This is a genomic window from Streptomyces hyaluromycini (assembly GCF_002217755.1).
Lineage (GTDB): Bacteria > Actinomycetota > Actinomycetes > Streptomycetales > Streptomycetaceae > Streptomyces > Streptomyces hyaluromycini.
This window is the reverse complement of record NZ_BCFL01000020.1, coordinates 211,944-234,495: the sequence shown is the minus strand read 5'-3', so window position 1 is coordinate 234,495 and position 22,552 is coordinate 211,944. Positions and strand designations below refer to the sequence as shown.

Here is a 22,552-nt window from a genome sequence, read left to right as displayed (position 1 = left end):
ACCATCAGGAATCCTGGCGATCGTCGGGTGACGATAACCCCCGTTCCGAGCGTGGTGTCAAGTACCGCGGCGGTCAGCGGGAGTGCCGGCCCGGCCCGTCGTGGTCGCCGGGCGGGTGGCAGCAGGGGCCGTGTCCGGGCGGCGGTATCGGAGCCCCCGTGTCCTTGAGGGCCGTCACGCACGCGGCGAACTGGGCGCCCTCGATCATGTGCTCGCTGTCGGACGCGGCCTCGGCCAGGCTCGCGCAGGACACCGCCAGCAGCGCGGCGCCCGCGACCAGCGGCAGCGCGCGGCGCGGTGGCGGCGGGGCGAGCAGCGCCCGGACCCGCTGCGGCACCGCGCCCCCGGTCGCCGCGAGCGAGGCCCGGGCCGGGGCCTTGGCCGAGGCGAGGGCCGCCCGGCCCACCGCGCGTGCCACGACCGTGCGGTCCCCGAGGTGTGCCGCGGCCTCCTCGTCGGCCCAGCGTTCCAGCACGAAACCGCCGGTCTCCGCGAGCGGCCGCAGCAGCGGGCAGGCGGCCGCCGTGAGCCGCCAGGCGGTCTGGAAGAGATGGTGGCGGCCGCGCAGATGGGCCCGCTCGTGCGCGAGCAGCGCCTCCCGCTCGGCGTCGCCGAGGCAGCGCAGCATCCCGTGCGAGACCACGATCCGGCCCGGCGCCCCCGGGAGCGCGAAGGCGTGCGGCGAGGCGTCGTCGAGCACGGCCAGCTCCAGGTCCCCGGGCAGCCGCGCGCACTCCCGGCGCGCCCAGAGCAGGTGCCGTACCTGCCGTACGGCGGCGACCGCGAGGCCGGTGAGGGAGGCGAGCAGGGTGACCGTCGCGACCGCGGACACGGTGAGGTACACGGGGTCGTCCGCGCGCAGCGCCGTCACCGACCAGCGGCCCTCCTCCGCGACCTCGGGGATCTGTGCCAGACCGGTGAACGCGAGCAGCGCAAGCGAGCCCAGCCAGCCGAGCGCCGTCACCAGCGCGCCGCCGGCCAGCGCCCACGCCGCCGGGTGCGGTGCGAACCGCCGGGCGAGCCGGGGCGCGAGCACCGCGAGGACCACGGTGACCAGGAAGGGGACGTAGACGCTGACGGTCATCGGCTCACGGTCCTTCGTCGGCGGGGCCGCCGTCGTGTTCCCCGAGCAGGCGCTGCAGCAACTGCTCGTCCTCCTCGGAGAGCTCGGAGACGAACCGGGCGAGCACGGCCTCCCGGTCGGAACCGCGCTCCAGCAGGGTGTGCATGCGCTGGGCGGTGTCGGACGCCTCGTCCCGCACCGGTGCGTACGCGTAGCCGCGGCCCGCCCGGTGCCGTACCAGCGTGCCCTTGTCGTGCAGCCGGGACAGGATCGTCAGCACCGTCGTGTAGGCGAGGTCTCCCGGCAGCCGCTCCTGCACCTGCCGGGCGGTCAGCGGCTCGGAAGCGGCCCACAGGGCGGCCAGCACACCGCTCTCCAGCTCGCCGCGGGCCCGTCGGCCGGTTGCCTCGCCGGTCTCGTCGATCTTCCGGTCGTGCACCGTTCACCGTCCTTCAACCAGCATTCGAGGTCACAGCCTACCGGGACTGCTACTACTGCATGTAGAGCCGGGGGCGGGCGGCCGTGAGCTGCGCGAAAGCGGTCTACTACAAGTTGTACGAGATTACCTACTACATGTTGTAGAGTTTCGCCGCTCCACTCCACCTGCGGAGTCTCTGCGGAGGAACCCACCCATGCCCCACCTCGGAAGTACGGTGCATCTGCGCGCCCTGGCCGCCGCCGCTCTGCGTCCCCGTCCCGTCCCGGTGTCCCGGCGCGCGACGCCCGCCGAGCGCGTCGTGATCGTCTCCGCGAGCATCGGCGCGGGCCACGACGGCGCCGCTCGCGAACTGGAACGCCGGCTGACGGCGGCCGGTGTCACGGTCGACCGGTACGACCTGCTCGACCTGCTGCCCGCCCGGCTCGGCCGGACGGTCCGCGACGGCTACCACCGGATGCTCGTCCGGGCGCCCTGGATCTACCAGCGCGTCTACTCCAGCACCGAACGCGCCGGCGGCGGCGGCCCGCTGGCCCGCGCGCTGCTGCGTACCGCCGAGAACCGCATGCTCGACGCCCTCCCCGCCGACACCGGCGCCGTCGTCTCCACCTACCCCGGCGCCAGCCGAGTCCTGGGCAGCCTGCGGCTCGGCGGGCGCCTCGACGCACCGGTGTTCACCTATCTCACCGACTTCTCGGTGCACCCGCTGTGGGTGGCCGAGGGCGTCGACGTGCACCTCGCCGCCCACGCCGTGCCCGCCGCCCAGGCCCGCGCCCTGGGCGCCCGGGACGTCCGGGTGGGCGGGCCGGTTGCGGACCCGCGCTTCTGTCCCGCCGACGCCGAGCGGCGCCTGGCGGCCCGGGCCCGGTTCGGGCTGCCCGCGGACACCCCGCTGGCGCTGCTGGTCGCCGGCTCCTGGGGGGTCGGCCCGGTCCGGCAGGTGGCCCTGGAACTGCGCGACTGCGGCGCGGCCGTACCGGTCGTCGTCTGCGGCCGCAACGAGGCCCTCGCAGAGCAGCTGCGCGCCGACGGCATCGAGCACGCCTACGGCTGGGTCGACGACATGCCGGGCCTGATGCACGCGGCCGACGTGCTGGTGCAGAACGCCGGCGGGCTCACCTCGCTGGAGGCCTTCGCCGCCGGACTGCCCGTCGCCAGCTACCGCTGCATTCCGGGCCACGGGCTCACCAACGCGGCGGCGCTCGACGAGGCCGGGGTCGCCGCCTGGATCCGCGACCCCGACCAGCTCAAGGACGTACTCGGCGACCTGATCGACGGCCCGCGCGGCCTGCTGCAACGCGAGGCGGGCCGCGCCCTGTTCGCCGCCGCCGGAGCGGGCCCCGCGGACGAGATAGCGCGCGCCTGCCGCGCGACCGGCCCGGTGCCGATCGCGCGCGGACTCGACCGGCCGCCGCCCCCGTCGGGTCCGGCCGCAAGTGCTCCCGGCACCGCGTCCGCACCGCGCGGGCCCCGCAGGGCCGTCCGGCGCCTGGCCGCCAGCATGGCCGTGGCCTGTGTCGTCTGGGCCGGTGCGGTCGGCACCGCGGTCGCCACGACCGGCAGCGGCCCGGGTGTCATCCACGCCATCGGCCACACCCTGGACCTCGACGACGACGTCCACCCCGGCGCCCCGCAGCAGCAGGGCCACCACTCGTGACCCCCGCACCCGGCTCAAGTGCGGCCCCTCACCCCGCCCGCCCGACGGAAGATCCCCATTCGTGACCGCCACCGCACCCCTCGTCCGCGCGGCCGCCCTCGCCACCCTCCCGGCGCTCGCCCTGCACGCGGCGCCCGTGGTCTCCACGTTCGGCCCGCTGCGCAACCGCGCCATGCCCCGGCTCGCCGGCCGGGGCCGGGCGGACCATGTCGCCCTCACCTTCGACGACGGCCCGGACCCGCTGTCCACTCCGTTCTTCCTGCGGGCCCTGGACGAGCGGGGCATCCGCGCCACCTTCTTCCTGCTCGGCAGCCAGGCCCGCCGCTCGCCCGGCCTGGTCCGTGAGATGGCGGCCGCCGGTCACGAGATAGGGATCCACGGCTGGCTGCACCGACCGCTCCTGCTGCGCGGCCCCCGGGCCACCCACGACGACTTCGCCCGGGCCCGGGACACCGTCGGCGACCTCGTCGGACAGGCGCCCCGGCTGTTCCGGCCGCCGTACGGAGTGATGTCCACCGCGGCCCATGTGGCCGCCCGACGGCTCGGTCTCACCCCGGTGCTGTGGACCTGCTGGGGCGAGGACTGGACCGCCCGCGCCACCCCGGACTCCGTCCACCGCACGGTCACCCGGGACCTGGACGGCGGCGGCACGATCCTGCTGCACGACTCCGACTGCACCTCGGCGCCGGGCGCCTGGCGCTCGGCCCTGGGCGCGCTGCCCCGCATCCTGGACACCTGTGACCGGCGAGGGCTCACCGTCGGACCGCTGCGGGAGCACGGACTCTGACGACCGGCGTGTACACACCGCGCAGTACGGAGGGAAAACCCACGCAGTAACTTACTTGAGTTACGCAACGATATGGTAAACTGGCCGGTATGCCCACAGAACCGCTGCCAGCCGTCCCCGCCGCCACGCCGGAGGTCGTCGACATCGAGCGTGCCCTGACCCGTATCACCTATCTGAGCACCCGGGCCCGGCAGCACGAGCGGCTGATGGCCCTGGCCGGCGTCCCGCTGGACCGCGCCGCGGTGGCCCTGCTGCGCCAGGTCGCGGACTCCGAGCCGCTGCGCCCGGGGGAGCTGGCACAGCGGCTCGGCGTCGAGGCGTCCCATGTGACGCGTACGGTGCAACAGCTCCAGAAGTCCGGCTACGTCACCCGCGTCCCCGACCCGGACGACCGCCGCGCCCAGCGCATCGAGCTCACCGACGCCGGCCGGGCGGCCGTCGACCGCGTCCGGGACGCCGGGGCGCGCGGCATGCAGCTGGCCCTGGGGGAGTGGGAGCCCGAGGAGCTGCGGCAGCTGGCCACGCTCTTCCACCGTATGGTCGACGACTTCCTGGCGTACGCGGTCGAGGACGAACCGGGCCAGGAGACCGCCGAGACGGCACCCCCGGCCTCCCGGCCCGTGTGAGACGCCGGTGTACGCGGCCGGCCCGGTGTCCCTCGTAAGTCCCGGCACAACCGGTGGGGCGTCCTGCCCGAAGGCTCATTCCGTCCGTAGTCCGTACCGCGTTGAGCAGGACCCCGCGGGATGCGGGGCGGTACCGCCCGGTAATATCCGGCGGCAGGTCGTCTGAGGAGGCTGCGTGGCCCGGTCCGAACGTTCACCCCTGCTGCTCGCGGGGCTGCTGGCCGCGGCCGGCGTCGCGCACTTCGCGGCGCCGAAGTCGTTCGACGCGACGATCCCCAGGGCGCTGCCGGGGTCGCCGAGAGCATGGACGTACGGCAGCGGGGCCGTGGAGCTGGCGCTGGCGGCGGGGATCGCCCTGCCGCGGACCCGCGCGGTGGCGGCCCGGGCTGCCGCCGCCTTCTTCGTGGGTGTGTTCCCGGCCAACGTGCAGATGGCCGTCGACTGGCAGAAGCGGCCCGAGCCGCTCAGGACCGCGGCTCTCGCCCGGCTGCCGCTCCAGATCCCCCTGGTGCTGTGGGCGCGCGGTGTCGCACGTGACGAGGAGGGCCGATAGATGACGGCATCTGTAGAGGTGGGAAGCAGGATCGAGGACTTCGCGCTGCCGGACGAGACCGGTACGACGCGGACCCTCACGGATCTGCTGGCCGACGGGCCGGTCGTGCTGTTCTTCTATCCCGCCGCCCTGTCGGCCGGCTGCACCGCCGAGGCCTGCCACTTCCGGGACCTGGCCGCCGAATTCGCCGCCGTCGGCGCCCGCCCGGTCGGGATCAGCGGTGACAGCGTGGAACGCCAGCAGGAGTTCTCCGGCAAGCACACGCTCGGCATGCCGCTGCTCTCCGACGCGGACGGCGCCGTGCGGGAGCTGTTCGGCGTGAAGCGGGGCTTCTCGCTCGCCCCGACCAAGCGGGCCACCTTCGTGATCGCCCAGGACCGCACCGTCCTGGAGGTCGTCCGCAGCGAGCTGCGCATGAACACCCACGCCGACCGGGCACTGGCCGCCCTGCGCGCCCACCAGGGCTGAGCGGACGGCCCTGGCCCGCGCTTGATGCGCCGGGGCACAGGTCTCATCCTGGGGCGTATGGAGCGTGTCGCTGCCGCCGCGGTCATCGACGCCCTGGGCAGGGTGACGGGGTGGAGCGACGGCGCGCGGCTGCTCACCGGACACCGGGCGGAGGAGGTCGTGGGCAAGTCCGCCGCCGACCTCCTCGCCGAGGCGGTCCCCGCCCGGGCACTGGCCGCCCGCTCCGGGACGGTCGCGCTGCGCCACGCCGACGGCCGCCGCATCGAGATGGCCCTGACCGCCTGCCCGGTCCTCGGCCCCGCCGGCACCACCACCGGCTACGTGCTCACCGCCGACCCGCCCTGGCAGACCGACCCCACGCTGGCGGGCCAGGCCTTCCAGCAGGCCTCCATGTCGATGTCCGTCTTCGACGTCCGCCAGCGCTACCTCCGCTCCAACGACGCCGCCTGCCACGTCATGGGCGTCCCCGAGGAGGCCCTCCTCGGCCGCTTCTTCCTGGACACTGTCGAGGAGGCCCCGCACAGCGAGGGCTTCCTGCGCCATCTGCGCCAGGTCGTCGAGACCGGCCGGCCCGTCCGCTACGAGACGTTCACCGGCGCCCCGGTCCTGAACCGGGACCACGCCTGGAGCATCGAGATGTGGCCCCTGCGCGACCCCGCCGGCGAGCTGACCGCCGTCGCCCTGGCCGCCTTCGACAGCACCGAGCAGTACCAGGCCCGGCTCCGGCTCGCCCTCCTCAACGAGGCGGCCACCGCCATCGGCACCACGCTGGACGTGGTGCGCACCGCCGAGGAACTCGTCGAACTCCTCGTCCCCCGCTACGCCGACTTCGCCAGCGTCGACCTCCTCGACTGGGTCCTCGGCGCCGAGGAACTGCCCACGGTGCCGGAGGGCGACATCGCGCTGCGCCGCGTCGCCCACGGCTCCGTGACCGAGGGCACCCCCGAGGCCGCCGTACGGCTGGGCGAGGCCGAGGTGCACCCGGCGTCGTCACCCCCGGCGCGGGCGCTGCGGGAGCGGCGGGCGGTGGTCAGCCAGGAGGGCGAGCCCGAGTTCCGCCGCTGGGTCGAGGAGCGCAACGCCCGATCGCCCGCCGGCCGGCCCTACCGCGAGGGCGTCCACTCCATGATCGCCGTACCCCTGCAGGCCCGGGGCGTCCTGCTCGGTGCCGTGGTGGGCGTGCGCATGCGCCACCCCGACGACTACGTCATCGACGACACCGTCTTCGCCGAGGAACTCGCCAGCCGCGCCGCCGTCTGCATCGACAACGCCCGCCGCTTCGCCCGCGAGCGCTCCACCGCCCTCGCCCTCCAGCACAGCCTGCTGCCCAGCGGCCTGCCCGGACAGGCCGCCGTCGAGGTCGCCCACCGCTATCTGCCCTGCGGATCGCTGGCCGGCATCGGCGGCGACTGGTTCGACGTGATCCCGCTCTCCGGCAGCCGGGTCGGCCTGGTCGTCGGCGACGTCGTCGGCCACGGCATCCGCTCCTCCGCCACCATGGGGCGGCTGCGCACGGCCGTACGCACCCTCGCGGACGTGGACCTGCCCCCCGACGAGCTCCTCACCCACCTGGACGACCTGGTGACCCACCTTGCCGCGGACGGTCCCGGCGAGGAGGCCGCCGAGCTGGGCGCCACCTGCCTGTACGCCGTCTACGACCCGGTCTCGCGCCGGCTCAGCCTCGCCGCCGCCGGGCACCTGGCGCCCGCCGTCGTGCTGCCCGGCGGCGAGGCCGAGCTGATCCCGATGACCGCCGGACCGCCGCTCGGCGTCGGCGGTCTGCCCTTCGAGGCGACGGAGCTCGAACTGCCCGAGGGAACCGTCGTCGCCCTCTACACCGACGGTCTGGTCGAGGACCGCGACCGGGACGTGGACCGCGCCACCGAGGAGATGTGCCGCGCCCTGAGCGCGCCCGCCGACTCCCTGGAGGCCCTCAGCGACAACGTGCTCAAGGCCGTCATGCCGGAACAGCCCGCCGACGACGTCGCCCTGCTGCTGGTCCGCACCCGCACCCTCGGCGCCGACCGGGTCGCCACCTGGGACGTGCCGCCCGACCCGGCCCAGGTGGCGCACTTCCGGCAGGCGGCCACCGAACAGCTCACCGCCTGGGGCCTGGACGAGGCCGCCTTCGTCACCGAACTCGTCGTCAGCGAACTCGTCACCAACGCCATCCGCTACGGCGAACCGCCCATCCAGCTGCGCCTGATCCGCGACCGCGCGCTCATCTGCGAGGTCGCCGACGGCAGTTCGACCTCACCGCACCTGCGCCGGGCGCACGCCTACGACGAGGGCGGCCGCGGCCTGCTCCTCGTCGCCCAGCTCACCCAGCGCTGGGGCAGCAGGCAGACGGGCAGCGGCAAGACCATCTGGGCCGAACAGCCGCTGCCCGAAGGCACGTTCCCGGTCGCCGACGGGTGACCGGTCCCACCGGCTACTGGAAGTCGCAGCCCGGGTTCGGCACCGACTCCGAGTACGGCGAGCCGTGCGGCAGGATGTAGAGCACGTCGAGGACCAGGTCGGTGTCGCCCAGGTTGGCCCCCAGATGCACGTCGCTCGGCCCGCCCGACTCGTACACCGTGCCGCCCTGCCGGTAGACGCCGTCCTCCTTGCAGTCGGAGTGGAAGTGACTGAGGGTGCCCTTCTGGACGTATCCGTAGACCGGGCCGTCGTGGTAGTGCCAGCCGGTGGTCTGGCCGGGCGGGACGGTGATCTCCCGCAGGACGTAGTCCGTGCCGCCGATGGTGGTCTGGCTGATCACCCTGCCGGTCACGCCGGGTCCGGCGGGGGTGGCGTAGGCGGTGCCGCAGGTCAGCAGAGTGCCGGCGGCCACCGCCCCGGCCATTGCGGTACGGAGCGCGGTACGCATGTGTGGAGGCCTCCTGAACCGAAGATCGAGTACCTCCGTGAACATAGGCCCCCGCACGGTCGGCCGGGGCGGGAACGGCTCAATCCGACGACGGCTCAGAACTCCCCGTGGCTGTCCGGATCGCCGCCCAGCCGCCGTTGGGCACGCTCGGAGACCGCCGCCATCCGGGCGGCTGTGTACGCCGGAATGCTGACCACGATGTGACCTTCCCTCAACTGTGTCGTACCCCTGGCCTCGCGGACCGGGCGCGCGATGATCAACCCGACCCGGGTGCTCCCTTCCGTGGTGCACGCCGGGCTGTCACGATCTTCCCTGGACGGGTACCGACGACCACGCGGAGCAGGCATGACGACGGACCGGGGTACGGCAGGACGGGCAGTGGGCGTCGCCGGGGCCGAGGTGAGACCCGTCGCCGGGCACATCGGCGCCGAGATCACCGGCGTCGACCTGACCGGGGAACTCGACGACGCGGTGGTCGGGCTGATCCGGGAGGCGGTACTGCGCTGGAAGGTCGTCTTCTTCCGGGACCAGCGGCTGGACCACGCCGGGCACGTCGCCTTCGCCCGCCGCTTCGGCGAACCGGTCGTGCTCGGCCGGCGCGGCAGCGCCTCACCGGCCGGCTTCCCCGAGGTGGAGACCACCGCCGACCGGCTGGAGCTCGGCGGCCGGTTCGGGATGGAGCACGAGGAGTGGCTCCAGCGGCGCCGGCACACCCTGCTGCGCGGCTGGCACTGCGACCACGGGGCGCGGATCGACCCGCCCGCCGCGACCGTCCTGCGCGCCGAGACCGTCCCGCCGTACGGCGGCGACACCACCTGGGCCAACCTGGCCGCCGCCTATGCCGGACTCTCCGCGCCCGTGCGCGCCTTCGTCGACGGCCTGCGCGCCGAGCACCGCCTCGGCGTCGGCTACCAGCCCCGCCCCGGTGATGACACATATCTGCGCCACCTCCTTGACCATCAGGTGGCCTCGGTGCACCCGCTGGTGCGCGTCCACCCGGAGAGCGGCGAGCGGGTGCTGTACGTCAACGGGTACTACGTCGAGCAGATCGCCGGCGTCTCCCGCCCGGAGAGCGCCGCACTCCTGGAGATGCTGCTGGAACAGGCCGTACGGCCCGAGTACACGGTCCGCTTCCGCTGGGAGCCCGGCAGCGTCGCCTTCTGGGACAACAGGGCCACCATCCACCTCGCGCCCAGCGACAACGCCCACCTCGGCCACCCCCGCGTCATGCACCGGGTGATGCTGCACGGCGAGGTGCCGGTCGGGGCGGACGGCAGGCCGTCGGAGCCGGTGACCGGCACGGAGGCGCGCCGCTGGTGACTCAGGCCGCCGCCCCCGGGCGCCAGCCGAGCGCCGGGCCGAGACGGGTCGCCAGGTCCGTGAGGATCTGGACGTAGTCCTCGTGCTCGAACGTGAACGGCAGGGCGAAGGCCACCTCGTCGACCTCGCGGAACCCGGCGTGCGCGTGCAACCGCTCGACGATCTCCGCCGAGATGCCGACGATGTCCGGCGCGAACAGCAGCCGCGCCGGGCCCTGCGGGGTGGTGGTACGGGGCAGGCGCTTGGCCGCGTACGCCTCGTACTTGGCCCGCTGCTCGGGCGTGGCGGAGTCGGTCGGGATGACGACCAGGCCCTGGGAGACCCGGGCCGCCTCGCCGTCGGGGTGGTGGGCGCGGAACTCGCGGATGTGCGAGCGCTGGATCTCCGCGAAGTCGTGCGGCCCCTCCGGCTCCACGGCCCTGACGACACTGCTCGTCAGGAAGTTCATGCCGTGCTCGCCCGCCCAGCGCGCCGAGCTGAGGCTGCCGCCGCCGTACCAGAGCCGCTGTCCGAGCCCGGGGGAGTGCGGCTGGACGACGTCGGAGAACACCTCGAAGCCCTCGACCCCGCTGAAGTCGGTTGCCGCCTTGCCCCGAACGAAGTCCAGGAGCCGCCGCACCCGCTCGTAGCTGAAGTCCTCGACATCGGCCGTGTCCGGGTAGAGGGCCTCCCTGACCTGCTCGTAGTGCATGGGCGGGCCCACGCTCACCCCGGGGTTGAGGCGGCCGCCGGACAGGAGGTCGACGGTCGCCAGGTCCTCGGCGAGCCGCAGCGGGTTCTCCCAGCCCAGCGGGATCACCGCGGTGCCGAGTTCGATCCGGCTGGTGCGCTGCGAGGCCGCCGCGAGGACGGCGACCGGGGACGAGATGCCGTACTGGAGATGCCGGTGGCGCACCCACGCGCTGTCGAAGCCCAGCCGCTCGCCCAGCTCGATGATCTCCAGCGTGGACTCGTGCCCCCGGCCCGGATCCGCACCGTCGAACAGGCCGATGGTGAGGAAGCCCAGTCTGCGCAGGGGGCGGGGGGTGGACGGCACGGGTCCTCCAGCGGTCGTACGTCAGTTCTGCCCCGATTGTGGCACCCGAACATTGCGGGAGTGTGATCAGCCGCGGATCAGGCCAGGGGGATGGTGATCTCGTCCTCGACCGGCGGGTCCAGCTCCTGCGGGCGGTTGCCGGTGGCGGCGAAGCAGCGCAGCCGTACCGCCTCCGGGGTGACATCGAGACGGAGGAAGCACTTGAAGAACGGCGGGCTGTAGGTGACCGAGCCCGGGGAGAACAGCTGGGTGTAGATCTTCTTCACGGGCAGGCGGAAGCGGGAGCCGCGGCCCGGGCGGCTGCCGGCGCCCAGCAGGGTCGCGACCAGGCGGATGCGGCGGGTGACCCGGGTGTCCGGGGCGGGGGTGCGGCCGGGCCTGATGCCGAGGCGCTCGGCGATCACGGCCGTGGCCTCGGCCTCGCTCAGCGTGAAGAAGCGGGGGAGGCGCAGTCTGCGGCCGTACAGCCGGCTGTAGAAGGCGAGGGAGTCGCCGCGCAGCGGGTAGCAGCGGAAGTCGTCCTCGGCGACGTTCGCGATCGACACCGGCGGGATGGTGTGGGTGGCGTGCATGAAGGCGCCGCCGCCGCCCGCGACCACGTACTGGATGGTGCGCCCGGCCACGTCGACGGGGTAGCGCTGGTAGTTGTGGATGTCGCCGCCGATCGCCGCCACATAGTGGTGGGCCGGGTCGCGGACGATGTCGTCGACCGTGCCGCCGCCCTCGATCGAACACGGGTGGTGCTCGCCGTCCACGTACAGCGGGGAGCCGGTGACGAGGATCTTCGGGCGCGGCCCCCGGGACACCTCGCGCAGCCAGGCGCCCTGTTCGGCGTCGATGGTGCCGAGCAGCCCGGTGTCGATACCGACGATCCGCACCGGCCCGGCGTCAATGGCCCAGTAGGGGCCCGGCTGCACGGCCGTCTGCTCCTGTGCCGACCGCAACTTCCGGGCCTCAGACAGGAGTTGCTCGTCGGCCGGGCGCGGCCGGTGCCACAGCAGGGCGCGCCACCAGGCGCGGGTCGCCGGGCGGGGCTTCGGCTCGGCCGGGAGCGGCGGGGCGTCGTCGCAGAAGACGCGCATGAAGGCGCCGAGGTCCTCGTACCAGTCGTGGTTTCCGGGTATCGCGTAAATCGGCGCCGGATAGTCCTGGTACGGCCGGAAGAACTTGGTGCCGTAGTCGTCGGTGGCCCCGACCGGATAGATGACGTCGCTCGCGATCACCGCGAAGTCGGTGTCCTGACCGGCCTTCAGGAAGCCCGGCACGACGGCGTACTGGGAGTCGTCGCCCTCGCCGGTGTCGCCGATCACCATGAACGAGAACCGGTCCGCCTCGTGACGCCGGATCACCTTGTCGGCGGGTGCCCCGGCGGCCGCCTGCTGGGCCACCCAACGGCTGCGGGTTCGGCCGGTCGGATCGCCGAACCAGGATGCCAGCACCCCGTTGCGGGCGGCCCACATGGTCCGCGGGTCGAACCAGAACAGCTTCTTGACATGGTCCGGCATCAGCCGGCGATAGGCACCGCGCTCGGCCTCGCCCCAGCCGGCGCCTTCTGCGGTCTCGCGTGAGGAGTCAGACACGCGGGAACCGTACAACGATCAACGGGCGGCCGGGGCGCGGGGGTTCGGACAGGACGGTTCGTTCGCACCAGCGGCGCCCTGGGCCTGACATGCGGTATCACCGACCCGCTCGGACGTTCCGACCGCTGCGGCTCGCAGAGGCGCGCCGGGAGTCGGCCGCCTCCCCGTCACCTGGTCAGCGACGAGGTGTGGGAGGTACGGTCCGGCCGTGGCGCCGGTGGCCCTGGCCGCCCGTAAGCCGCCGGATCAGCTCCGGCCAGACGACCGGATCGTGGCCCGGGACCAGCTCGTAGCCCTTGTCCGCCGCCAGTCGTTTGAGGTGCCGGATCGGCGCCAGGGTCGCCTCCGGGGGTACGCCGATCGACGTTCCGGCGGCGCGCTCCTCGTCGATGTTCTCCGTCAGGTCGGCCGCGTCGCAGGTGAACACATAGCCGCCGCCTTCGGTGAGGTCGACCACGAAGCTCTGGTGGCCCGGGGTGTGCCCGGCGGACAGGACGGCCGTGACGCCGGGCACGATCTCCTGGTCGCCGTCGGCGAGGCGCCAGTCGATGCGGGGGTCGTCGAAGTCCACCCTGAAGATCGTCTCGCGCTCCACCTCGGGCCGTCCCGACAGTCCGAACTCCAGCTCGGTGCGCTGGATGTGCACCGGCACCCGGCCCGCGAAGTGCTTCAGACCGCCGGCGTGGTCGGCGTGCAGATGGCTGACGGCGACGGCCGTGATCTCCTCCAGCGCCACGCCGACGGCGGCAAGGGCCGCCGGCAGGGGCTCGCCGGGTCCGGGGAGCTCCGGCTGGTAGGAGGGGGACGGGTAGTACCGCCGGCGCAGCTCGGGGTCGCGCAGCAGGGCCGTGTTGAAGCCGGTGTCCAGCAGCAGCCATCCCTCCTCGGTCTCCAGCAGCACCCCCGGCACGGGTTCCCGCACCCGTTCCCCGTGCGGGGCGCCGTGCACCGACACCGATCTGGGCAGCTCCTCCCAGCCGAGGATGAGGGGCAGAACGCGCCGTACGCCGCGTCGGGTCATGGTGCTCCGTCCGTTGTCGGGGTTCAGAGGTCCAGTTCGAGGACCGTCGAGGCGGCGCGGCTGACACAGATCATCATCGTCGTGGCGGCCGCCCGCTCCTGCGGCCCGATCACCGAGTCACGGTGGTCCGGGGTGCCGGCCAGGACGGGTGTCTCGCAGCTGCCGCAGTAGCCCTCCTCGCAGGAGTACGGCACGTCCGGCACACGGTCCCGTACGACCTCCAGCACCGACCGGTCCGTCGGCACCGCCAGCCGCAGCCCCGACCGGCGCAGCACGACCTCGAACCGGCCCCGCGCCGCGTCCCCGTCGGCTTCCACGGCCGGGCCGAACCGCTCGATACGGAGGGGACGCGGCGGTACCGCGGTGCGGCACAGCTCGGACACCGCGTCCAGCATCGCCGCGGGACCGCAGGCGTACACGGCGTGGCCGGGCGGGGCGGCGGTGAGTTCCGCGGCGAGGTCGGGCAGGCCCGCCTCGTCCTGGGGGACCAGCCGGACCCGGTCGCCGCCGAGCGCGGTCAGCTCCTCGGCGTAGACGAGGCGGGAGCGGTCCCGGGCGCCCAGGACGAGCCGCCACGGCAGACCGCCGGCGGCCAGCGCGCGGGCCATGGGCAGCAGCGGGGTGACGCCGATGCCACCGGCCAGCAGGAGGTACCCGGGGGCCGGGAGCAGCGGGAAGCGGTTGACCGGGCCGTCGACCGTCAACTCCCGGCCGACGAGCACCGTTTCGTGGAGTTCCAGGGAACCGCCCCGGCTGTCCGGCGCGCGCTGCACCGCGACCGTCCAGGCGGTGCGCTCCCGTGGATCCCCGCACAGCGAGTAGGCGCGGCGCAGACCGGACGGCAGGGTCAGTTCCACATGGGCGCCGGGCTCCCACGGGGGCAGCGGCAGGCCGTCCCGCCGGGCCAGCCGCAGCTCGACGACGTCCTCGGCGATCCAGCGGGCCTGGCGGACCAGAAGGCGCGCGAAGGCCGGTGCGGGCGGGTCAGAAGACACGGAAGTACTCCCGTTGTTCCCAGTCGGTGACCTCCTGGTCGAAGCGGGCGATCTCGGCCCGCTTGACGCTCGTGTAGTAGGCCACGAAGTCCTTGCCCAGGCGGTCGGTCAGCTCCCGGTCGGCCACCAGCGCGTCGAGCGCCTCGCCGAGGGACCGCGGCAGCGGCTCCGCCCGGGACGCGTACGGCTCGTCGGCGGCCGGACCCGGGTCCAGGCCGCGCGCCACTCCGTCCAGACCGGCCGCGAGCTGGGAGGCGAGGTAGAGGTAGGGGTTGGCGGCCGGTTCCCCGATGCGGTTCTCCAGCCGCGTGGACGACGGGCCGTCGCCCAGGACCCGCACCATCGCACCCCGGTTGTCCCGCCCCCACACCGCGCGGTCGGGCGCCAGCGACAGCGACCGGAACCGCTTGAACCCGTTGAGGGTGGGCGTCGACAGCGCGCTGGTGGCCCGCGCGTGGCGCAGCAGTCCGCCCAGGAAGGCCGTGCCGTACGGCGACAGCCCCGGCCCGCTGCCGCTACTGCTACCGGCACCGGGCTCCGGGGCGAAGACGCCCGCGTCGCCGCGCACCATGCTCTGGTGCAGATGCCAGCCGCTGGAGAACACCCCGGGCAGATGGGGCCGGCACATGAAGGTCGCGTGGTGGCCGTGCCGGGCGGCGACCTGCTTGACGGCGCTGCGCAGCAGCACCATCGCGTCCGCCGTGCCCAGTCCGTCGGCGGGCCGCAGGGTCAGCTCGACCTGGCTCGGCCCGAACTCGACCTCCAGGGTGCGCAACGGCAGCCCCAGCTCCTCCAGCGTGCCGCGCAACAGATCGAGCATCGGGTCGAGTTCGTCGTAGCGCAGCTCGCTCAGGTACTGGTAGCCGTGGTTGAGCATGCCCACCTCGGGTGCCGCGCCCGGCTGGCCCAGGTCGGCCGCGCCCAGCCTCGGGTCGTCCAGCCGGAACAGATGGAACTCCACCTCCAGGCCCGTGCGGTAGGTGAGCCCGTCCGCCTGCCCCAGCACCGAGCGCAGCAGCCCGCGCGTGCACAGCGGGACCGGGGCGCCGGAGGTGAACCGCAGGTCGCACAGCAGCCAGCCGGTGCCCGGCGACCACGGCAGCATCCGGAAGGTGAGCGGGTCGGGCACCATCACCATGTCGGCCGCGCCGCGCAGTTCGGGCAGCCCGAGCGGAGTCTCCCGGGTGAACAGCGGGAACACGGTACGGCCCGAGGTGTCCTTGGCCAGCAGGGACGAGGCGATACCGGTGCCCTCGCGCAGGATGGCGGGCACCTCGGAGGCGGTGACGGTCTTGCCGCGCAGCAGCCCGTGCTGGTCGGCGAAGACGAGCCGCACCACCTTCAGCCCGCCGCGCTCGGCGCGGGCGCGGATCTCCACGGCGGCGGCCGACTGCTCGGCCGTCCACCCCGCGTGACGTTCGACGAAGTCCACCGCGGTCAGCCGCCCGTTCCGGCCGCTTGCGCCCAGCCGCTGTCCGCCCGCTGCTTCGCGGTCACGGCGGCCCAGTGCTCGGCCCAGCCCTCGGTGGGCCCGATCCCGTCGAGCGTGACCGGACCGCGCAGCTCGGCCGCGCGCGCCGCCGGCAGCACCAGCGGCGGGTCCTCGCCGCGCTCGACGGCGGATATCGCCTCGCCCAGCATCCGCCGGTACATCACGATCGCCTTGTCGGAGCGGCCCAGGTGCTCGCGGGTGCGGTCCTGGATCGCGCCCTGGCCCTCCACCGCCCACTGGTCGTGCACGTTGATGTCGGTGCCGAGCCCGGTGTACGTCGTGGTCAGCTGCTCGGCGGGGTCGTAGCCGTAGCCGTTGGAACGGCCGAAGCGCGGGCGGTAGTCGGGCAGGGTGACCGCGTCGACCCGCTGCCGGCGCATCTCCGCCCGGTCGACCGGGCCGCCGACGCTGGTGAACTGGGCGTACCAGTAACAGGAGGTGTCGTCGATCGGCACATGCCACTGGGTGATCGCGGTCTCGGCGTCCAGCGGGATGTGGAAGCCGTGCGGGAAGACCTGGTGGGTGACCCGGACATGGGTGCGGCTGCCGTCCATCGGGCGGCCCTCGGTGTCGGTGCCGTCGAGCGTGCGCAGCGCCGTGATCCGGATGCCGTAGGGGGTCCGGACGGCGTCGATGTCGGGACGGCCGTACTCCCGCAGGATCTTCGTCATCGGCAGGTCGGTGCCCTGGGAGGCGGCCCGGAACTGCTTGCCGTAGCTGTCGCAGGGGTCCTCGTCCTGGAAGAAGCGGTGCAGGTAGGAGGCGTGCGCGGGGTCGATGCCGACCTCCAGCGCCTGGAGCCAGTTGCACTCCAGCAGGCCCTTCCAGGCGAACGTGTGCCCGGCGGGGGCCTCGAAGCAGTCCAGCGCGGGCAGTTCGGGCGGCTCGCCGGGGCCGAGGTAGCCCCAGATCACGCCGTTGATCTCGCGCACCGGGTAACTGCCCAGCCGGACCCGGGAGGCGAGGCCGCCGCCGGCCGGTTCGGCCGGGGTGTCCAGGCAGGCGCCGTCCCGGCCGAAGAGCCAGCCGTGGAAGCAGCAGCGCAGCCCGCCGTCCTCCAGCCGGCCCAGCGCCAGATCGGCGCCGCGGTGCGGACAGCCCCGGTCGACCAGACCGAGTTCACCGTCCCCGTCCCGGAACAGGACGAGGTCCTGCCCCAGCACCTTCGGGGCCACCAGGGGCCGTACGCCGTCGAGTTCCTCGCTCAGGGCGACGGGCTGCCAGTAGCGGCGCATCCAGGTCCCGGCGGGCGTGCCCGGACCGGTCCTGGTGAGCCGTACGTTCTCTTCCTCGCGCATCTGACGCCTTTCTGTCCCGGTCACGGAGACCGTAGCGATGCAAGGATCCAGAGAGCCAATAATTGGATCCAATATTTACGCGGGCGTAACAGCCTTTCCGGCGGCCTGCGTTGAGCACGCACACCGCCATGGCCGCGTCGGCTGCCGCCATCACCAGGCCCGCCGCGCCCCGTCCGGTGGCCGCCATCACCACGGCCAGCGGCAGGACGGCCAGGTGCGCGGCGAGGAACGGGCCGCGCGGGACCACCGGGTGACGGCAGAGCAGCACACCCGCCGCCACCCAGCAGAACGACCGGGCGAGTTCGGTCCCCGGCCCGTCGAGCCCGTGCAGCGGCGGCAGATGCCAGGCGTACGCCGACACCGTCCAGACCACCGCGCCCGGCCGGGCCCCGCCGCGCTCCCGCGAGGACGGCGGCCCAGTCGCTCCGACGGCGTACGCCAGCAGCCCCGGCCCCAGCACCGCCAGCGACTCGAACCGGACCATCGCCCACACGTGCGCGTCCACCCCGCCCGGCGCCCGCACCAGCAGCAACGGGAGGGCGAGCACGACCGCGGCCGCCATGGCGGTGAGGACACACCGCCCGGTGAGCCGCCGCGCCCCGGGCACTAGGACGGTCCGGAGCGCGGGCCACGACATGGCCAGCGTGACCGCGAGCACCGCACCCACGAGGCCGACGGCGGCCGTCGGGTCCACCGAGCCGTACCCGGTGCCCACCGCTGCCGGGTGTCCCGCGTGCCCGTCGTCTCCCGAGGAGGCACGGGCGGTGAGCAGGGCGGCGGCCGTCACGGCGAGGACCGCGAGCGCAGTGAGCGACTGGTGTACCGCGGCCGGGGCCGGGGACGAGGTGGGGCGGTGGTGTGCTGTGGACGGGCCGTCGGCGGTGGTCATCCGGCGCAGCAGTGGCCACCGCCCGCGTCCGCCGTGGTGGCCGGCGGGTGGCAGGAGACCGGCGCCGGGACGTCCAGGGCGGGGTTGCGGTCGAAGAAGCCGTCCGGTTCGAGGCGCAGCCGCGCCCGGGCCACCGGCATCACCGGCCACTCCTCGGGACGCGGGAAGTGGTGCGAGCCGACCGTCGCCCACAGCACCAGATCCGTGCCGTCCAGCGAACGGTCCTCCTCCTGCCAGCGGTGCACCCCGTCCGCGCCGGGCTCGGCCTGGTTGGGGTACTCGCCGGCCACGAACCGCCGCGCCGGGTCGTACTCCGTCGCCCACAGCTGCTTCGCCACGAACGGCGCCCGCCGCGCGCACACGCTGTCCGGACGCACCGGCAGCACCGCCGTGTTCTCCACGTGCACCCGGTACGCGGTCGGCTCGCCCATCCGGTTGCGCGCCTCGGTGCTCTCCACCCGCCAGTGCAGGGCCCGGGAGGCGTCCGTGGACCGCCCGCCCTCGGCTTCGCTGAGGACAGGGCGCAGGACCGTCCGCGCCGCGTTCCCGTACGGGTCGAGCGCCGGGTCGCTCTCGTGCTCGGCCGTCACCTCGACCAGCCGGTTCGCCGTCCCGTCCACCGCCATGTCCAGCCGTACGGCGAAGAAGTGCTGGTGGTTGGTGACCGCCACGTTCGGGGCGACCCGCCGGGCGTACGGCGTCTCCTCGTCCTCCGTGACACCGGTCGCGGAGAGGATGCCGGTCATCTTGATCTCCAGCATGACCGAGCCGTCCTGGTACAGGGACCAGTAGAAGCCGTAGTCGTAGTTGGCGACCGTGGCGAACGCCGAGATGATCAGGCGGCGGGAGCGGCGCACCTCCGTGCGGCCGGTGCGTCCGTCGTGGTGCTTCCAGAGGATCCCGTCGTCCTCCTCGTGCATGCACACCGCGTTCGGGATGACCCGGGGCACGCCGTCGCCGCCGAGGACCGCCGCGTCGAAGTAGTGGATGACGCCGAGGCAGTCGCAGCCCAGGGCGAGGGAGTTGGTGAGCGGCCCGGCGCCGTACTCGCCCCAGTCGAAGAAGTTCTTGCGGTACTGGGTGGAAGCGGTGTCGAAGTACGGCACGTACATCTCGTTGACCGAGGCCCGGCGGATCACCCGGCGCGGCCCCCTGCCGCCCGCGTCGAAGCTCAGGTCGTGCAGCACCAGGCCCTCGCGGTGGCTGAAACCGACCCGCACCGACCAGCCCTGCCAGTCCACCCGCTGCCCGGTCACGGTGAAGCCCGGCCCCTCGGGCTGGACCACCTCCAGCGGCTTCAGACCCGCCCGCTCGGGCACGGTCCCGGCGGCGAACACCCCGGACTCCTCCGACAGCGGCACCACCCCGTGGTCCTCGATGTACAGCACCTCCATCGACTCCATGTCGATGACCGGCACCACACCCTGCACGGGCCGCGCGTAGCCGTTGTCGTCCTCCGACTCGCGGTGCCACACACTGCCCCAGGTCAGCCTGCGGCCCGGGTACTCGGGCGGCTCGAAGCCGCCGATCGACTCCGGGTCGACCATCACCAGCGACACGTCGTGGATCCCGCGCAGCGCGAGCGCGTCCCGGAACCGCGGGTCCGCCCGGCACGCGGCGGCGGCCTGCCGGGCCTCCTCCGACGAACAGCCGGGGCTGCGCACGTCCAGTTCACGCCAGGCCATGGACTGCGGCTTCTCGCCGAGTTCCAGGTCGACTTCGTAGCCGACGTGCGCCGAGGGGCAGATCACCACCGCGCGGGCCCGCCGGGCGTCACCGGGCCGGGCGGTGCGCGCGTGGTGCTCGTCCAGGGCGACGCCCCAGAACCGGGTGTCCTCGGTGACCCGGGGGTCGTCCTCCAGCACCTTGACGGCGACGGCCAGTTCGGCGGCGGTCAGGGGATCCAGCGGGTGGGGTGCGGCGGCGGACGCGGGACGGGGCGCGAGGGTGCTCATGCGGGGGTTCCTTCCGGGGTGGTGCGGGTGGTGCCGGGGGCGTCGGTCTCCGGCTGGACCGTGCCGCCGTCGGCTCGGGGGTCGGAGGCGGCGTCCAGGCGGCCGTCACGGGTGAGCCGGGCCACCTGGACGTGGCCGGCCAGATCGCTCGGACCCGGTGCGGAGACCACGGGAAGTCCCGGTGACACGGCGGGCGTTGCCGCCGGAACCGAGCCGGGCTCGGCGAGCAGCGTCTGCTCCTCGAAGCCGATGTCCCGGGCACCGATCACCCAGCGCGGGTCCGCCAGTACGGCCGCCGGGTCGGCGTCCGGGTCGGCCAGCCCGGGCAGGGTCTGGGCGAGGATCTGCGGCTGGGCCCGGCCGCCCTGGCAGCCGGCTGCCAGCAGCAGCGCGGGGGAGCGGCCGATCACCGGACACAGCGTGTGCGGCGGGCGCGCGCCCGGGCGCAGCAGGCCGGGATGCCCGGGGAGCAGACTGAACGCCGAACCCCGGTTGTGCAGCACGATCCCGGTGCCCGGGTCGCAGAGTCCGGAGCCGAAGGTCTGGTAGACGCTCTGGATGAGCGAGACCGCGAGCCCGGAGGAGTCCACGGCCGTCACCGCGACCGTGTCACCGGACGGCCGGAACGGCGGCCGTGGCGGGAGCGTGCCGGCCAGCGGCGCCGGATCGAGCAGCCCGTCGAGGTCGAGCCGCTGCCCGCGCGGATCGCCGAGCAGCCGGTCCCGGGCGGCCGAGGCATCCTGGCAGCGGGCGGCCAGCAGCCGGGTCCGCTCCGCCGCGGAGCGGCCGGGGGCACCGGCCGCCGCGGACAGCAGGGCGGGGAGCACGACGCCCTGACTGGGCGGTGGCGCGGCCCACCAGCGGACGCCCATCGGCTCGGCGTCCAGGGCTTCGGCGTCCTCCGGCGCGGCGCCCACTGCCTCGACGCTCATCGCCTCGACGCTCACAGTCTTGACGTCCGTGGCCTCGGCGCCCAACGGCTCGACATCCACCGCCTCGGCGCTCACCGGTTCCGCGCCCACCTGCGCGATGCTCACCGGCTCCGCGAACTCGGCCCGGTGCGCCGCCAGATCGGCCGTGGTGAGCGGGCTCCCGAGGTCGCGCAGTCCGGCGGCCAGTGTCTCGGCGACGCTGCCCCGGTAGAACGACCAGGGGTCGTCGGCGAGTTCGTCGAGCACCGTCGCCAGCCGGGGCTGGGGGAGCGGGTCGCCCTCCGCCACCGGCCGTCCGTCCGGGCCGGTCAGCAGCGCGGTCAGGCCCGGATCGGCCTTGATCCGCGCCTCGTTGTCCCGTACCGCGCGCGCCAGCCCGGCCGAGACCGTCGCCCCCGCCCGCGCCAGAGCGGCGGCGTCCCGCAGTGCGGCGGCGAGCGCGCCCGGCGTGCCGTACGCCTCGGCGAGCGCCGCCCAGCCCGCCACCGCGCCCGGCACGGTGACCGTCCCCGGACCCTGGGCCGGCATCCTGGAGTCCGCCGCGCGCAGCGCCTCGACGTCGGTGCCCGCCGCGGCCGCCCCGACGGACAGCAGCGCCCGCACGGTGCCGTCCGGGGCGTGCACCAGGGCGATCAGGTCGCCGCCGAGGGAGCACTGGTGCGGGTAGACGACGGTCAGCGCGGCCGCCGCGGCCAGCGCCGCGTCCACCGCGTTGCCGCCGCGCGTGGCCGCCCGCCGGGCCGCGGCGAGCGCCGCGGGGTGCGGGGCGGCCAGGGCCAGCGCGCCGGCCGGGGTCACGCGGAGTCCCGGGGCAGCAGCAGGGTGCGCGACGGGGCCGCCTCGGCGCCCTGGAGGGGCACGGGCAGCGACAGCATGTCGTAGACCCCGGCGGGGGCGTGCAGCAGGTCGACGACTTCCAGGATCAACACGTCGGCGCCGCACAGCAGTTGGTGCGTCTCCCAGTGCGTGGTGTAGGCGACCGCCTCGATGCTGAGGTAGTCGATGCCCGCCGTGCGCACCCCCGCCTCGATCAGCCGTTCGGCGCCGTCCGGGGCCAGGCCGACCCACTGCCGGGCCTTCCACGGACTGCGCAGCACCCCCGCCGAGTTGCTGGTGCGCAGCAGCACCCGTTCCTCGGTGCCGAGCCCCGCCGCGTCGAGGTCGGCGGCGGTGATCTGCTCCTTGACATGGGTGAGGTCCAGCACCCGGGCCGCCCCGTTGAGGGCCGACAGGTCCAGCTGGTCCACGGTCCTGCCGCCGTCGATGAAATGGGCCGGGGCGTCGATGTGCGTGCCGGTGTGGGCGCCGATGCGCCAGCGGCTGACGTTGGACGGATCGCCCGCCGTCCGCGACTCGACGACCTCCATCTCGGGCCGCCGGCCCCAGTGCAGCATGCCGGGGTGGATCGGCACGGAGACGTCGATGGCCTTGGTCACATCGAGGTGCATGACACGCTCCTATTGGATGCGGATAGTCTGTAAATGGATCCAATGTCGATGAACAGTGGACGGCGGCGGCGTGACAGACTGCTCCACCACCGCGCGGCTCCCGTCAGCCCCCGAGAAGGGTGAGACCCAC

At 74.1% G+C, this 22,552-nt stretch carries 19 protein-coding genes; 7 read left to right on the top strand and 12 right to left on the bottom strand.

Features of this window, described 5'->3' with window-relative positions:
* Positions 1-73: 73 nt before the first annotated feature.
* Positions 74-1,084, bottom strand: coding sequence for a M56 family metallopeptidase (locus SSP29_RS22845; RefSeq protein ID WP_089102611.1), 1,011 nt, complete (start codon positions 1,082-1,084; stop codon positions 74-76).
* 4 nt (positions 1,085-1,088) lie between these two features.
* Complete coding sequence (locus SSP29_RS22840; RefSeq protein ID WP_089102610.1) at positions 1,089-1,502, bottom strand: BlaI/MecI/CopY family transcriptional regulator; 414 nt, start codon at positions 1,500-1,502, stop codon at positions 1,089-1,091.
* Between the two features lie 193 nt (positions 1,503-1,695).
* Between SSP29_RS22840 and SSP29_RS22835 the strand changes: the two genes are divergently transcribed.
* The 6 genes from SSP29_RS22835 to SSP29_RS22810 all read left to right on the top strand — a co-directional run bounded on the left by SSP29_RS22835 (position 1,696) and on the right by SSP29_RS22810 (position 8,008).
* The gene (locus SSP29_RS22835) at positions 1,696-3,156 is read left to right on the top strand and encodes a glycosyltransferase (RefSeq protein WP_089102609.1); all 1,461 of its coding nucleotides are present in this window, start codon (positions 1,696-1,698) and stop codon (positions 3,154-3,156) included.
* A 61-nt stretch (positions 3,157-3,217) separates the two neighbouring features.
* Positions 3,218-3,943 (top strand): polysaccharide deacetylase family protein, encoded by a 726-nt coding sequence (locus tag SSP29_RS22830; protein ID WP_089102608.1) that lies wholly within the window; start codon positions 3,218-3,220, stop codon positions 3,941-3,943.
* 89 nt (positions 3,944-4,032) lie between these two features.
* Positions 4,033-4,569, top strand: a complete 537-nt coding sequence (locus tag SSP29_RS60945; RefSeq protein WP_089102607.1) for a MarR family winged helix-turn-helix transcriptional regulator — start codon at positions 4,033-4,035, stop codon at positions 4,567-4,569.
* A gap of 175 nt (positions 4,570-4,744) precedes the next feature.
* Entirely contained in the window at positions 4,745-5,122 is a 378-nt protein-coding gene (locus SSP29_RS22820) for a DoxX family protein (RefSeq protein WP_089102606.1), read from the top strand.
* Positions 5,123-5,590 (top strand): peroxiredoxin, encoded by a 468-nt coding sequence (locus SSP29_RS22815; RefSeq protein WP_089102605.1) that lies wholly within the window; start codon positions 5,123-5,125, stop codon positions 5,588-5,590.
* A 57-nt stretch (positions 5,591-5,647) separates the two neighbouring features.
* Positions 5,648-8,008, top strand: a complete 2,361-nt coding sequence (locus SSP29_RS22810) for a SpoIIE family protein phosphatase (protein ID WP_089102604.1) — start codon at positions 5,648-5,650, stop codon at positions 8,006-8,008.
* A gap of 13 nt (positions 8,009-8,021) precedes the next feature.
* Here SSP29_RS22810 and SSP29_RS22805 read toward each other — a convergent pair whose 3' ends face one another.
* Positions 8,022-8,456, bottom strand: coding sequence for a cupin domain-containing protein (locus SSP29_RS22805; protein ID WP_089102603.1), 435 nt, complete (start codon positions 8,454-8,456; stop codon positions 8,022-8,024).
* A 345-nt stretch (positions 8,457-8,801) separates the two neighbouring features.
* On the opposite strand from SSP29_RS22805, the gene SSP29_RS22800 reads away from it, so the two are divergent.
* Positions 8,802-9,776 carry a TauD/TfdA dioxygenase family protein gene (locus SSP29_RS22800; RefSeq protein WP_089102602.1) on the top strand — a complete coding sequence of 325 codons (975 nt, stop codon included), beginning with the start codon at positions 8,802-8,804 and terminating at the stop codon, positions 9,774-9,776.
* 1 nt (position 9,777) lies between these two features.
* Here the strand turns inward: SSP29_RS22800 and SSP29_RS22795 are convergent, their stop codons facing one another.
* The 9 genes from SSP29_RS22795 to SSP29_RS22755 all read right to left on the bottom strand — a co-directional run bounded on the left by SSP29_RS22795 (position 9,778) and on the right by SSP29_RS22755 (position 22,422).
* Positions 9,778-10,812: an LLM class flavin-dependent oxidoreductase gene (locus tag SSP29_RS22795; RefSeq protein WP_089102601.1), complete on the bottom strand. Its 1,035-nt coding sequence runs from the start codon at positions 10,810-10,812 to the stop codon at positions 9,778-9,780.
* Positions 10,813-10,889: 77 nt separating this feature from the next.
* The gene (locus SSP29_RS22790) at positions 10,890-12,392 is read right to left on the bottom strand and encodes a metallophosphoesterase family protein (RefSeq protein ID WP_089102600.1); all 1,503 of its coding nucleotides are present in this window, start codon (positions 12,390-12,392) and stop codon (positions 10,890-10,892) included.
* 175 nt (positions 12,393-12,567) lie between these two features.
* Positions 12,568-13,413, bottom strand: coding sequence for an N-acyl homoserine lactonase family protein (locus SSP29_RS22785; protein WP_089102599.1), 846 nt, complete (start codon positions 13,411-13,413; stop codon positions 12,568-12,570).
* A gap of 23 nt (positions 13,414-13,436) precedes the next feature.
* A complete protein-coding gene (locus SSP29_RS22780) occupies positions 13,437-14,408 on the bottom strand; it encodes a PDR/VanB family oxidoreductase (RefSeq protein WP_089102598.1) in 972 nt (323 codons plus the stop codon).
* Positions 14,398-15,840 (bottom strand): glutamine synthetase family protein, encoded by a 1,443-nt coding sequence (locus SSP29_RS22775; protein WP_089102597.1) that lies wholly within the window; start codon positions 15,838-15,840, stop codon positions 14,398-14,400. The genes SSP29_RS22780 and SSP29_RS22775 overlap by 11 nt, the downstream gene beginning before the upstream one ends.
* Before the next feature lie 5 nt (positions 15,841-15,845).
* Positions 15,846-17,198, bottom strand: coding sequence for a Rieske 2Fe-2S domain-containing protein (locus SSP29_RS22770; RefSeq protein ID WP_089102596.1), 1,353 nt, complete (start codon positions 17,196-17,198; stop codon positions 15,846-15,848).
* Positions 17,199-18,083: 885 nt separating this feature from the next.
* Positions 18,084-20,042: a primary-amine oxidase gene (locus SSP29_RS22765; RefSeq protein WP_089102595.1), complete on the bottom strand. Its 1,959-nt coding sequence runs from the start codon at positions 20,040-20,042 to the stop codon at positions 18,084-18,086.
* Complete coding sequence (locus tag SSP29_RS22760; protein WP_245883175.1) at positions 20,039-21,772, bottom strand: gamma-glutamyltransferase; 1,734 nt, start codon at positions 21,770-21,772, stop codon at positions 20,039-20,041. The genes SSP29_RS22765 and SSP29_RS22760 overlap by 4 nt, the downstream gene beginning before the upstream one ends.
* Positions 21,769-22,422, bottom strand: coding sequence for a cyclase family protein (locus tag SSP29_RS22755; protein WP_089102594.1), 654 nt, complete (start codon positions 22,420-22,422; stop codon positions 21,769-21,771). The genes SSP29_RS22760 and SSP29_RS22755 overlap by 4 nt, the downstream gene beginning before the upstream one ends.
* Positions 22,423-22,552 lie beyond the last annotated feature (130 nt).

Bases quoted from the DNA above. Each gene is read 5' to 3' on its own strand.
- SSP29_RS60945 (WP_089102607.1), top strand. From the start codon at position 4,033: ATGCCCACAGAACCGCTGCCAGCCGTCCCCGCCGCCACGCCGGAGGTC.
- SSP29_RS22805 (WP_089102603.1), bottom strand. From the start codon at position 8,456: ATGCGTACCGCGCTCCGTACCGCAATGGCCGGGGCGGTGGCCGCCGGC.
- SSP29_RS22810 (WP_089102604.1), top strand. From the start codon at position 5,648: ATGGAGCGTGTCGCTGCCGCCGCGGTCATCGACGCCCTGGGCAGGGTG.
- SSP29_RS22765 (WP_089102595.1), bottom strand. From the start codon at position 20,042: ATGAGCACCCTCGCGCCCCGTCCCGCGTCCGCCGCCGCACCCCACCCG.
- SSP29_RS22845 (WP_089102611.1), bottom strand. From the start codon at position 1,084: ATGACCGTCAGCGTCTACGTCCCCTTCCTGGTCACCGTGGTCCTCGCG.
- SSP29_RS22800 (WP_089102602.1), top strand. From the start codon at position 8,802: ATGACGACGGACCGGGGTACGGCAGGACGGGCAGTGGGCGTCGCCGGG.
- SSP29_RS22785 (WP_089102599.1), bottom strand. From the start codon at position 13,413: ATGACCCGACGCGGCGTACGGCGCGTTCTGCCCCTCATCCTCGGCTGG.
- SSP29_RS22755 (WP_089102594.1), bottom strand. From the start codon at position 22,422: ATGCACCTCGATGTGACCAAGGCCATCGACGTCTCCGTGCCGATCCAC.
- SSP29_RS22770 (WP_089102596.1), bottom strand. From the start codon at position 17,198: ATGCGCGAGGAAGAGAACGTACGGCTCACCAGGACCGGTCCGGGCACG.
- SSP29_RS22835 (WP_089102609.1), top strand. From the start codon at position 1,696: ATGCCCCACCTCGGAAGTACGGTGCATCTGCGCGCCCTGGCCGCCGCC.
- SSP29_RS22815 (WP_089102605.1), top strand. From the start codon at position 5,123: ATGACGGCATCTGTAGAGGTGGGAAGCAGGATCGAGGACTTCGCGCTG.